The organism is Bacillus sp. CH_70, assembly GCF_038007045.1.
GTDB lineage: Bacteria > Bacillota > Bacilli > Bacillales > Bacillaceae_G > Bacillus_A > Bacillus_A cereus.
Genome location: NZ_JBBOWL010000001.1, coordinates 230,145 through 242,500, shown reverse-complemented (window position 1 = coordinate 242,500; position 12,356 = coordinate 230,145). Strand labels below are relative to the sequence as shown.

The following is a 12,356-nucleotide window of genomic DNA, read 5'->3' as shown; positions in this document are numbered from 1 at the left end:
ACGGGACCATTTGGTTGCGGGGACAGGATTTGAACCTGCGACCTTCGGGTTATGAGCCCGACGAGCTACCGTACTGCTCCACCCCGCGATAATACTATTCATATAAAATTCATATGGTGGAGGATGACGGGATCGAACCGCCGACCCCCTGCTTGTAAGGCAGGTGCTCTCCCAGCTGAGCTAATCCTCCGAAGTGGTGACCCGTACGGGATTCGAACCCGTGTTACCGCCGTGAAAGGGCGGTGTCTTAACCACTTGACCAACGGGCCAATATGTATGGCAGAGAAGAAGGGATTCGAACCCTCGCACCGCGTTAGCGATCTACTCCCTTAGCAGGGGAGCCCCTTGAGCCACTTGGGTACTTCTCTGTATGGCTCCGCAGGTAGGACTCGAACCTACGACCGATCGGTTAACAGCCGATAGCTCTACCACTGAGCTACTGCGGAATAATGAAGACAATTTGTATCTTATAAAAATTCTTTCTGTAAGTCAAGAAGTTTTTAACAACATCTTGTTCAAACGTGACATGTTTATAATATACTGGATTGCGTTTTTACTGTCAAGATGTTTTCGATATCGGTTTGAGTTTCCCTTTACACTTTCCGCAGACATATCTTTTTGTATTTATTTGACGCCTTCTTACATATTGAAGTAAACACTCCATACATTCATACTTATAAATCTTTTTTTCCTTCTCTTCATTAATCATTCGTTTACAAAAACGAGGTGCATCAACTTTCTTTAACAACTCACGAAAATCTCTGTCCCTGTGCTTATACCCTCTTCCTGTAATATGCAAGTGATAATGACACAGTTCATGTTTGATGATTCCGATTAACTCCTCCTTACCATACATTTCGTAATATCGATAATTCAGTTCAACATTGTGACTCTTCAACAGATAACGCCCACCAGTTGTACGTAGCCTACTATTGAACGTTGCTTTATGTAAAAATGGCATTCCGAAGTATTGTAGCGATACTTCTTCCACTAGCCGTTGAATTTCTTCCTCGTCCATTCTCATTCCTCCTAAACAAAAAAATATTTTTACACTTTTCACGCTTCTTATACATATATTAAATAGTACATATACCCATCCTCATTCAAGACGCGTGGTTTCTAAAAACACAACATGAATAGAAATCCACTCACCAACCTCTCATCAATAGCACTTTAGATTTTTGAGAGTAGGATTAAACAAGGAGGGATTCCTATGCCTACGTGGCTAAAAAAACAGATGCAACGTGCATATTTCGAAAAAAACCGGTATCAAATTAAATTGCTAAATGAATGCTGGTTTTATTATAGCAAAATACATCAAAACTCATAATCCATTACACTTTTTATTCTATAAAAAAAGAGCAGTTTCATCTGCTCTCTTCTCTTACTATTCAATCGGCAACATAGATAGTGCAACGCGTCCCTTTTTTGTATCAATATCATCTACCCATACTTTTACAATTTGTCCTACTGATACAACATCTAACGGATGCTTTACAAACTGTTTACTAAGCTTAGAAATATGCACTAAACCATCTTGCTTTACGCCTACATCAACAAAAGCACCAAAATCAACAACGTTACGCACTGTTCCTTCTAGTTCCATACCACGTTTTAAATCTTCTAATTTCAAAATCCCTTTTTTCAGAAGTGGTTTAGGCAACTCATCCCTCATATCTCGTTCCGGGCTAATGAGCGCATCTATAATATCAACTAACGTCGGCTCCCCAACTCCCGTTTCTTGAGACAACTTAGAAATCTCCACTTCTTCCAATCTCTTTTGTAATTGCGGTTGTCCTACGTCATCTATCGATAACCCTAAACTCTTCAATAACAATTCAACATTTTTATACTGTTCGGGATGAATACCTGTTCGATCTAATGGATTCGCTCCTTCTAATATACGCAAGAAACCTATACATTGTTCGTACGTCTTTGCACCTAAACGTGGAATTTTCTTTAGTTCCGTGCGCTTTGTGAATTTCCCATCCTCTTCTCTCTTTGCCACAATATTTTTCGCAACAGTTTTCGATAAACCTGAAACATATTGTAACAATGCAACCGAAGCCGTATTTACATTAACCCCAACTTGGTTAACAGCTGTCTCTACTACAAATGTTAATGACTCATTCAATCTCTTTTGAGATACATCATGTTGGTATTGTCCAACCCCAACTGATTTAGGATCAATTTTCACAAGTTCAGCAAGTGGATCTTGCAGACGTCTTCCAATAGAAACGGCACTTCTCTCTTCAACTTGTAAATTCGGGAATTCCTCACGGGCTAAATCAGAAGCTGAATATACACTAGCACCCGCTTCATTTACAATAATATAAAAGACGTCCTGTTTCACACTTTGTAATACATCTACTATAAATTCTTCTGTTTCTCTAGATGCTGTCCCATTACCAATTGCAATCATTTCAACTTGATATTTATCTATAATAGAAAGAACTTTCGTTTTTGCATCATCATATTTACGAACAGGCGGATGCGGATAAATAACATCAATATGTAGTACTTTCCCCGTATCATCTACTACAGACAATTTACAACCAGTTCTATATGCCGGATCTACCGCTAGCACGACTTTCCCTTTCATCGGAGGTTGTAATAATAAGTTACGTAAGTTCTCAGAGAAAATATGTATCGCTTGTTCTTCAGCTGTTTCTGTTAATTCTTTACGAATTTCTCTTTCAATTGAAGATTGAATTAATCGTTTATAACCATCTTCAATCGCTAATTGTACATAATGCGCACTTTTAGAATCGTTATCACGAACTACTTTCTTATATAAGAAATTTAATATCTCATCTACTGGTGGGACAACAGAAACTCTCAATATATCTTCTTTCTCACCGCGATTCATTGCTAATACACGATGCGGTACTACTTTTTGCAATGGTTCTTCATAACTGTAATACATTTCATATATATTCTTTTCATCTTTTTCTTCACCTTTTACGGACGAAGACATAATACCTTTTCTAAAAGTAACATTTCGAATCCAACTACGATACGCAGCTTCATCTGAAATCATTTCTGCAATAATATCTTGTGCACCTTGTAAAGCTTCTTCTGCAGATTGCACTTCTTTCTCTGCATTAATAAATTCCACTGCCTTTTTAGCCGGTTCTTCTTTCTTATATAACAATAACCATTCAGCTAACGGTTCTAACCCTTTTTCTTTTGCAATCGTTGCTTTCGTTCTTCTTTTCTCTTTATATGGACGATATAAATCTTCTACTTCCTGCAACTTTGTAGCTTTAACAATTTGCTGTCTCAGCTCTCCTGTCAGTTTTCCCTTCTCATCAATAAGACGAATAACTTCTTCCTTCCTATCTTCAAGTTGCATCATATATTGCCATCTCTCTAAAATCGCACGAATTTGCACCTCATCTAAAGAGCCTGTCCATTCTTTTCGGTAACGAGCAATAAATGGAACTGTGTTACCTTCTTCTGTTAATTGAATAACATGACGAACTTGCTTTTCGCTAAAGCCTAATTCTTTCACTAACATTTTCATTAACGCTTGTCGATTATCTACCATTTCCATATACAACCGTAACCTCCTCTATAATAAAAAAAAGTTGCCCTTCAAAGAGAGCAACTTAAACTGCCGATTTAAAAATCTATTAGTCCTAAACTAATTTGTAACGCTTCATCTACACGACTCATCATCACTTCATCTAAATGAGTGATTTTGTCCGTTAAGCGTTGCTTATCGATTGTTCGAATCTGCTCAAGTAAAATAACAGAATCTCTCTCAAAACCATACTTTTTCGCATCAATTTCCACATGAGTGGGTAATTTCGCTTTTTGAATCTGTGCAGTAATAGCCGCTACAATCACCGTTGGACTAAAACGATTTCCGATGTCATTTTGAATGACAAGAACCGGACGAACGCCTCCTTGCTCAGAACCAACAACTGGGGAAAGGTCTGCAAAATACACGTCGCCGCGTTTTACAATCAAAATATTACCCCCCGCTAACTAAGCGTTCTACTGTATGAGCTGCTTCATACTCCGCTAAGAAAGCTTCAGATGCAATACCAAGATTAATTTTTCCCATTTCAATATACCCACGTCGCATTGATTCATGTTGGTAGCGTTTCTTCGTCTTATGTTGACGCAATAACAATTGTGTTGCCTGGCAAATTAGTTCATGGCGATTCTTATTCTCTTGTTTTCCAATTCCGTCCAATTCCGTTACCATTTGCTTTGGCAACCGAACCACGATTTCAGTAGTTACACTTGATTCGGACACAAAAATACACCTCCACCGTCAACTACACACCCAAATATATATATGACACCTATTGTAATAATACCATTGTATGGAGCCTGTTGCAAAGACTTCCTTATTCCTTGCTTATGTTTTCCAATTCATAAACAAAACATTCATCTTCTTAAATTTTTTATCTCATAACTAACTAAAAACAATAGAACTCCTCTTCAAAACTTACGTGTAACTTATATAAAAAATGATTATAAGTAAAAAGCTTCTCATCAAAAAGAGCTTATTATCCAGCAATGAACAGTCACTCCCATGACAAGAAGCAATCATACTACCTTCTATATATTGTTCAAGTAATTAATTATCTCTACAACCTTACCATTCCGTATAAATATTCTTGGCACACGGAAACTGATCGTTGCAATAATTTCATAATTAATAGTCCCTGAATATTCCGCAACCTCTGTAGCGCTAATATACTCATCTCCCTGCCTTCCAATAAGCGTAACTTTCGTACCAAGCGGCACTTCACAAGGAAGATGAATCATGAACTGATCCATTGTTACTCGCCCTACAATCGGTACCCTTTTACCATTTATAAGCACTTCAAATCCTTGTAATCTTCTAAGCCATCCATCTGCATAACCAATCGCTACAGTCGCGATCCATTCTTCAGTTTTCGTTCGATAAGTGACGTTATAACTAATTCCATCACCTTTAATCACCTGTTTAATATGAGCTACTTTCGTATGCAGTGATAGCGCCGGTTCTAATTCAAATGGTAAAAAAGGACGTATTTCTACAGAAGGAGATAATCCATACATTGCAATCCCAATTCGCACTGCATTAAATGTAATCCCTTGAAAACGTAACGTGGCAGCACTATTAGCTGTATGGACAAACTTAGGATCCACTCCGAATTCTTTCAACCAACTTAACTGCTCTAAGAACGTGTTATATTGCTTATCAAAATACGAAGTCTCAACCTCATCTGCCGTTGCAAAATGCGTGTATACTCCTTCTAACTCTAAAAACGGTGCACCTTCTAAACTCTTTAAAAATGCTTTCAGTTCTTTTCTTTCACGTATTCCAATTCTCCCCATACCACTATCAAAGTTAATATGGAATTTCATTACAGATGAACCATCCCAAAGTTTAATTGCTTCGTCCACCCATTCTTTTTGAAAAACAGTTAGCGCTACATCATTTTCAGCAGCTACATTTACATCACGCGGCGGCGAGGGACCTAACACTAAAATCGGCACAGTAATACCAGCCCTCCGAAGCACTAAAGCTTCATCTAAAAAAGCCACAGCTAACCTTGTTGCACCCGCTTCTAATGCCGTTTTAGCCACCGGTACATAATCGTGCCCATACGCGTTTGCTTTAACTACAGCAAAAATCTCTACATCACTTGGGATGAACTCTTTAATATGTGTAACGTTGTTATAAATGGCATCTAAATCCACTTCCACCCAAGTGTCACGGTAAAATGGTGCTTCTTCCATAAATACACTTCCTTATACACGATATGCGAAGCTTATTCTTTTATATGCTTCTTTTATGAAATCCACCTTCAAACTAAGAAAAGACGTGGTGCACATATATCACCACGTCTAAGAAGTCTACTTCACCTGCTTCGCTGTAACTGAACGAGCAACCATTAGTAGCTCCTTCGGCTCTAAACCTTTAGACACGAGCATATATTCTACTCCGTTATGCGACCACGTTACAGAGTCTTTCGTCAATGCACCAATCGTAAACCCAAGATCAACTGGTTCTCCACTTACACTTACCGCTGATGAAGCCTCTGCAACTTTTGCCTTTTCTTGTATTAAAGTAAAGGATTTCTTATTTCCAGTGTATGTGAGTATCGCACGCTTGCCACTGTCTGTCTTCAACTCTTTTTCATCTTGCAGAGTCATACCTTGCGGTGTATCAAGTGGATACAAAATAGCAAACGGTTTGTCTTCTTTCGCTGTTGTTTGAACATCTACCTGCGCTCTAGACATATTTTGTTTCGTATCAAATGCACCTTTATCAAATTTCGCATCGAATTTCACCTTAGAGAAATCTACTTTTACAAGAACATTTTGATCATTATCCATTAACTTCACTGAAACTGGAGTCAAATCGCTCTTCTTCAGCGTAATCTCTTGTTTCGGCAACATATTTTGATGTTGATAGTTTGTTTTTGTTTTAAAAATATAATACTTATCTGTTTTCTCGAAAGTAAGGTTTTTCTTATCCTGCAAAATATCTCTTACAAGTGATTCATATAAATAAGCTTGGCTGCTATTTTGCGGCCAATCACTTTGAAAACGGAAGCTCTTATTAAGTGCTGGCGTTAATACAAATACACCTTCTTCATTTCTTAAAATGATTTGGCTCTGATCTTTTTTTGCATTCTTTAAATTCACACGATAAAAAGACGGTTCCTTATGCCAAATCTCTACATTATACTCCTGAGGCTCATTTCCTGTTTTAATAGATAATTTCGCTTCAGCTTGATAACTTTTCATCCCTTTTACTTTTGCCTCTAAATCTCTCACGACATCATCTTGTTTCTTTTCCACACAACCCGCCAACACAAAAACGGTCAACAAACCGACAAGAACTAAAAACAGACGCCTTTTCATCACTTCAGCCCCTTTGCCCCTATAAATGAATGGAAGATGTACCTTCCTTATCGCTACCTCAAATATATGAGACAAAGATATAAAATATGCAGACTAGCGTGACGAGCTTTCTAAAACAACTTGAGCAACAGCAAATTCCTTACTATGACTAATTGATAAATGAACAACACACTCTGTACTTGTAATCAGAATCGGCTTACCTCTTTCATCATTTTTCACTTCAATATCTAAAAAGCTCACTTCTTTCCCGATACCAGTACCTACAGCTTTTGAATACGCCTCTTTCGCTGCAAACCTTCCAGCTACAAACTCTGTAAGACGACTTCCTTTCAGCTCCATAGCAACATTACGTTCATTTTCTGTTAAAATACGTTCCATAAATTTAAGCTTTCCATCTAGCATTTTTTCAATACGATTTAATTCAATAATATCGATTCCAATCCCTATAATCATTTCAAAATCCCCTTCTTCTATTTAACTTTCTTCTTTCATATTGATAAGAATAACAGAGAATCTTTCTGATGCAAAAGGGGTGGTAGTAACCGTATGCTAATAAGATCTACTCAGATTTCTTTACAACCGACTATTCTCACCTTACTTTTTATTCACTTAGTCATGATGATATTAGGCGACTTTTTCCTCTTCCCACTGGCAGCCTCTAATGAATATATCGCTAAAGGAGAATGGTGGCGTGTCATAACTTCCCTTCTGGTACACGTAGACTTACAACATTTTCTTTCTAATAGTATTTTTTTGTTTGCACTTGGTTCTTCTATCGAAAAGCAACTCGGACACTTTTCTTTTTTTATTCTATTTTTTCTTTCTGGAATTTCCGGAAATATTTCTTCTTATATTATTATGCCTCCTGAATATATTCACGCAGGTGCATCAGGTGGTATTTTCGGACTATTAGGCGCACAATTATTTTTATTGTACAATCGATACCGCTCTTCAAAACCAAAAGAAATTGCCATTTTCTCAATTATGATACTTCTATTACTGCTATTTACTTTCTTTAATCCTTCCGCCAATCCGATCAGTCATTTAACAGGTTTAATAACCGGCGGCATTTTAACTCCCTTTTTAACAAAAAAAAACGATGGTGCAAAGCTTATTTAATATAAAAGCTTGCACCATCGATAATTTCTACATCTACCTGTTCGTTTAAATCCCTCATTAATTGAAATAAAGACTCATCCTTCATCTTCGCCTCAATCATACAATCAATTTGCGGAACACTTCCCTTTATCCTTCTTAAAAAAGATAAAAATGCGTCTACATTAATATAATCTGCATGAGCTCTTGGATCTTTCCCCTCTCTAGGGCTAGAGATATGCATTTTAACCGGTAACAAAGATGTTTCCCACGTATGAACAACACGTGGCCAATCTTCATACCAATCTTCTTGCTCATTATTCATCATATGGTGATGCAAATCAAACACGACGGGAATATCTAATTTTTCTCCTAAATATAATGTTTCCTCTAACGTAAAAGTTGTATCATCATTTTCTAATATAATCATTTCTTGAATACCCCTTGGGACATTAGACCAATTCTCTATAAAACGCTCTAATGCAAGTTCTTTATCTTTATACCCTCCTCCAACATGTAGTACACATCGTTGCTTATGTTCAATCCCCATGCCTTTTAATAATTTTTTGTGCATCTGCAATGTCTTTACAGATTGTTTAAAAACACTCTCCTCAGGTGAATTTAGTACAACAAAATGATCTGGATGGAAATCAATTCGCATATTCATATGAATTGCATATTCACCTAATTCTTTCAATTTTTCTTTTAAAGGACGAATATAGTTCCACTCTAGCAATTCCTCATGATTCGCTAAAGGAATGAGCTTAGAACTAAGCCGAAAGAAAGATATGTCATGTCCCTTATTATGCTTTAATAAACGTAAACAATTTTCCAAATTGGAATTAGCAATTCTTTCAAGTTTACGAATTGCAGCATCACGATCATCTATTTTCTGAAACTGTGCGTACGTCATCGTTTGAGATGGGGATGCATTCTTCAAATGCACACTCATCGCAACGTAACCAAGCCTTACAAGCATATAACAGCCCCTTTTCTATCATAACTACTATGTAGTATGCACAATTACAGAAATAAAAAAAGAGAATGCCAACAAAGGGCATTCTCTTTTTTATTAAGCTTGTGGACGGCTATGATGTTTTCTTTCGCCGCGTCCATTTGAAGATCCTGGGCGACCTTGACCTTCACCTCTACGACCACGACTACCACCATCACGATTACGATCACGGTTTCCATCACGATTGCGATCACGGTTTCCGTCACGATTACGTCCATCACGGTTACGACCATCGCCACCGCCACGTCCGTCACGACTACGATTACGGTTACCATCACGGTATCCGCCTCCGTTACCGCCACGTTTTTTAGAACCGCCACCTCTTGAAACAACTGGTGGTTCTGATGTTAAAGCGATCGGAGTTGTATCCGGCTCTTTAGTCATCATTTTTAAAGCAGCAGCTACTACTGTTACAGAGTCATTCTCTTCTAACATTTCTTCTGCAATACGCTTGTAGTATGATAAGTTCTCATTTTGGATTGTGCTTTGAAGTTTTTCAGCGATTAAACGTTGTTGACCTTCTAATGCCTCATCAAGTGTCGGTGCTTCCATACGATCAACTTTACGCTTTGTTGTACGCTCGATATTTTTTAATTGCCCTGATTCACGTGGTGTTACAAATAACATTGCAATACCTTTTTTACCTGCACGGCCAGTACGACCGATACGGTGAACGTATGATTCTGGATCTTGTGGGATATCGAAGTTGTATACGTGTGTTACGCCTGAAATATCAAGACCACGTGCAGCAACGTCTGTTGCAACAAGAACTTCAATAGCACCTTCTTTAAATTTACGTAATACAGACATACGTTTCGCCTGTGTTAAGTCACCATGAATACCTTCTGCTGCATAACCACGTAAGTTTAGTGCTTCTGATAATTCATCAACACGACGCTTTGTACGACCGAATACGATCGCAAGCTCTGGAGATTGAATATCTAGTAAGCGTGTTAACACGTCAAACTTTTTCTTTTCTTGCACTTCTAAATAGAACTGCTGAATGTTTGGCATTGTTACTTCTTTTGCTTTTACTTTAATGTGTTGAGGCTCAGTCATGAAACGCTCAGCAATACGACGGATTGGATCTGGCATTGTCGCTGAGAATAATAATGTTTGATGTGTTTCTGGCACATCTGTTAAAATCGCTTCAATATCTTCAATGAAGCCCATGTTTAACATTTCATCCGCTTCATCAAGAACAACAGTCTCTACGTTTTGTAAGCGAAGTGTTTTACGGTTAATATGATCTAAAATACGACCCGGCGTACCAACAATAATGTGTGGGTGTTTTTTTAGAGCACGAATTTGGCGGTTAATATCTTGACCACCATAAATTGGTAGAATACGAACACGTTTATGTTTACCAATTTTGTATAGCTCTTCTCCAACTTGAATTGCTAATTCACGCGTTGGCGCGATAACAATACCTTGAACTGCTTCTTTATTTGTATCCACTTTATCTAATAGTGGTAATCCGAATGCTGCTGTTTTCCCTGTACCTGTTTGCGCTTGCCCAATAATATCCTTACCTTGCAATGCATGTGGAATTGTTTCAGCTTGAATCGGCGTAGCCTCTTCAAAGCCCATACTTTCAACCGATTGCAGTAAAGACTCACTTAATCCTAATTCTCGAAATGTTGTCAATGTTACTTCTCCTTTTCTATCCTATACTTATCATTTAAAAAAAGGCGTTTTCCGAATTTGCGGAAAAGCCCTTTTCCTGAATGCTCACGTATATAACCGGGCGTATATTCTTCACGAAAATACTTCTAAACGTTATTACACTTTATCAATTATAAGTTTTGTATGTGTAAAAAGCAAACCCAACTGTTACCTTATTTTATATTCAGGGCCTTTTTCTTTACTTTTATTTTTTTATCATTTACTGTAAGCGCTTATTATAAGTTTCTTCTATTTTCGTGACTATCATCCCTATTTATATACACCAATTATTTCAACATCGTAATTACTTCTTCTAATTTCATACCACGAGATGCTTTTATTAATACAACATCTTTCGCATCGACTACTGCTTGTAAATCTCTTACTAACTCTTCTTTATTATCATACGCCTTTACACGTTCATTAGGGAAATTAATTTTCGCTCCTTCAGCAATTTGAGCTCCTAATCTACCGTATGTGAATACATGTGAGATTTTTGCTGGATCGATTAATTTACCTACCTCATAATGGAACTGCACTTCTTGATTTCCAAGTTCTAACATATCACCAAGCACAACGATTTTTTTAGTAAATCCATCTAAACCATTCATTAAATGGAATGCTGCCTCCATAGCCGTCGGACTTGCATTATAAGCATCGTTGATAATTGTTAATCCACTATCCGTTTTTACAATCTCCATACGCATGCCCGTCATTTGAAGTGTTACTAAACCTTGTTTCATTTCTTCCCACGTCACACCAAAATGTGTCGCAATTGCCATTGAAGCAAGTGTATTGTACACATTATGTTTTCCTAACACCGGTAGGTAGAATGAAATATTTTCATCTCTATTCATTTTAAAATGTGTCCCAGTTGCCTGTAATGTTACAGTTGTTGGATAGTAATCGTTGGCTCTTGCATCACCAAACGTAACTGTTTCCGCTGCTAAATTCATTTCAGGAACACGATTCGTTAATAACGGCTCATCTCCATTATATACGAACACGCCACCTTCTTGTAACCCTGTAACAATTTCTAATTTCGCTTCAGCAATGGCCTCACGAGATCCTAAATCCATTAAATGTGCTTCACCAATATTCGTAATGATAGCTACATTAGGACGAGCTAACTTAGATAAAAATTCAATCTCTCCTCGGCTTGACATACCCATTTCTAATACAGCTACTTCTGTATTTTCTTCTAAGTTTAAAATAGTGAGAGGTAACCCAATATGGTTATTGAAATTTCCTTCTGTTTTTTGAACTTTGAACTTAGTCGCGAGAATACTTGTCACAATATCTTTCGTGGATGTTTTACCGTTACTACCTGTCACACCAACAACTTTAACATCCAATTGATCGCGATAGTTTTTCGCTAACATTTGCAGTGCAGATAGCGTATCTTCTACAAAAATAACCGGAAGATTCTCGGGTGGATTTGCTACATCTTTCATCCACAATGTAGCTACAGCTCCATTTTCAACTGCTTTATCTACAAAAGCATGTCCATCGAAACGCTCCCCTTGAATCGGAACATATAAGTTTCCTTTTTCAATTTTTCTCGTATCAATAGACACGCCTTGAATAATAGTTCCCTCATATTGCTCTGCTAATCCAGTACCATTTACCATCTGTTCTACTTGCTTTAACATTCGCTTTATCATATAGAAACGCTCCTTACATAGAGGAAGCACTATTCCTACGA

At 37.5% G+C, this 12,356-nt stretch carries 12 protein-coding genes and 6 tRNA genes (1 of these 18 only partly in view); 2 read left to right on the top strand and 16 right to left on the bottom strand.

Annotated elements, in window-relative coordinates; all coding sequences use genetic code 11:
• From N2V79_RS01375 to N2V79_RS01345, 7 genes are all read right to left on the bottom strand, one after another.
• Positions 1-8: transfer RNA gene (locus N2V79_RS01375), tRNA-Asp, on the bottom strand; it reaches 68 nt to the left of the window's first position.
• Between the two features lie 3 nt (positions 9-11).
• Positions 12-88 (bottom strand) — tRNA-Met (locus N2V79_RS01370).
• A 26-nt stretch (positions 89-114) separates the two neighbouring features.
• Positions 115-190 (bottom strand) — tRNA-Val (locus N2V79_RS01365).
• A gap of 4 nt (positions 191-194) precedes the next feature.
• Positions 195-269 (bottom strand) — tRNA-Glu (locus tag N2V79_RS01360).
• Positions 270-277: 8 nt separating this feature from the next.
• Positions 278-368: transfer RNA gene (locus N2V79_RS01355), tRNA-Ser, on the bottom strand.
• 3 nt (positions 369-371) lie between these two features.
• A tRNA-Asn gene (locus tag N2V79_RS01350) sits at positions 372-446 on the bottom strand.
• 113 nt (positions 447-559) lie between these two features.
• Positions 560-1,018: a SprT family protein gene (locus N2V79_RS01345; RefSeq protein ID WP_016083957.1), complete on the bottom strand. Its 459-nt coding sequence runs from the start codon at positions 1,016-1,018 to the stop codon at positions 560-562.
• A gap of 195 nt (positions 1,019-1,213) precedes the next feature.
• Between N2V79_RS01345 and cmpA the strand changes: the two genes are divergently transcribed.
• A complete protein-coding gene (gene cmpA, locus N2V79_RS01340; protein WP_001143640.1) occupies positions 1,214-1,330 on the top strand; it encodes a cortex morphogenetic protein CmpA in 117 nt (38 codons plus the stop codon).
• 57 nt (positions 1,331-1,387) lie between these two features.
• On the opposite strand, the gene N2V79_RS01335 is transcribed toward cmpA, so the two are convergent.
• The 6 genes from N2V79_RS01335 to acpS all read right to left on the bottom strand — a co-directional run bounded on the left by N2V79_RS01335 (position 1,388) and on the right by acpS (position 7,329).
• Positions 1,388-3,556: a Tex family protein gene (locus tag N2V79_RS01335; protein WP_064531737.1), complete on the bottom strand. Its 2,169-nt coding sequence runs from the start codon at positions 3,554-3,556 to the stop codon at positions 1,388-1,390.
• A gap of 68 nt (positions 3,557-3,624) precedes the next feature.
• Positions 3,625-3,975, bottom strand: coding sequence for a type II toxin-antitoxin system endoribonuclease NdoA (gene ndoA, locus N2V79_RS01330; RefSeq protein WP_000635965.1), 351 nt, complete (start codon positions 3,973-3,975; stop codon positions 3,625-3,627).
• A 4-nt stretch (positions 3,976-3,979) separates the two neighbouring features.
• Positions 3,980-4,267 carry an antitoxin EndoAI gene (locus tag N2V79_RS01325; protein WP_000004570.1) on the bottom strand — a complete coding sequence of 96 codons (288 nt, stop codon included), beginning with the start codon at positions 4,265-4,267 and terminating at the stop codon, positions 3,980-3,982.
• A 308-nt stretch (positions 4,268-4,575) separates the two neighbouring features.
• On the bottom strand, positions 4,576-5,745 hold the full coding sequence (gene alr, locus N2V79_RS01320; protein ID WP_000390593.1) for an alanine racemase: 1,170 nt from the start codon (positions 5,743-5,745) through the stop codon (positions 4,576-4,578).
• Between the two features lie 117 nt (positions 5,746-5,862).
• The gene (locus tag N2V79_RS01315; RefSeq protein ID WP_002094231.1) at positions 5,863-6,813 is read right to left on the bottom strand and encodes a LolA family protein; all 951 of its coding nucleotides are present in this window, start codon (positions 6,811-6,813) and stop codon (positions 5,863-5,865) included.
• A gap of 156 nt (positions 6,814-6,969) precedes the next feature.
• Positions 6,970-7,329 carry a holo-ACP synthase gene (gene acpS, locus N2V79_RS01310; RefSeq protein WP_053565408.1) on the bottom strand — a complete coding sequence of 120 codons (360 nt, stop codon included), beginning with the start codon at positions 7,327-7,329 and terminating at the stop codon, positions 6,970-6,972.
• Positions 7,330-7,422: 93 nt separating this feature from the next.
• Here acpS and N2V79_RS01305 point away from each other — a divergent pair, with 93 nt between their 5' ends.
• Positions 7,423-7,995 carry a rhomboid family intramembrane serine protease gene (locus N2V79_RS01305; protein ID WP_000908525.1) on the top strand — a complete coding sequence of 191 codons (573 nt, stop codon included), beginning with the start codon at positions 7,423-7,425 and terminating at the stop codon, positions 7,993-7,995.
• Here the strand turns inward: N2V79_RS01305 and uvsE are convergent.
• The 3 genes from uvsE to murF form a co-directional block, all read right to left on the bottom strand.
• Entirely contained in the window at positions 7,988-8,950 is a 963-nt protein-coding gene (uvsE, locus tag N2V79_RS01300; protein WP_064531740.1) for a UV DNA damage repair endonuclease UvsE, read from the bottom strand. The genes N2V79_RS01305 and uvsE overlap by 8 nt on opposite strands.
• 93 nt (positions 8,951-9,043) lie before the next feature.
• Positions 9,044-10,633, bottom strand: a complete 1,590-nt coding sequence (locus tag N2V79_RS01295) for a DEAD/DEAH box helicase (RefSeq protein ID WP_000206602.1) — start codon at positions 10,631-10,633, stop codon at positions 9,044-9,046.
• Positions 10,634-10,938: 305 nt separating this feature from the next.
• Positions 10,939-12,315, bottom strand: coding sequence for a UDP-N-acetylmuramoyl-tripeptide--D-alanyl-D-alanine ligase (murF, locus tag N2V79_RS01290; protein WP_340719528.1), 1,377 nt, complete (start codon positions 12,313-12,315; stop codon positions 10,939-10,941).
• Positions 12,316-12,356: the final 41 nt, after the last annotated feature.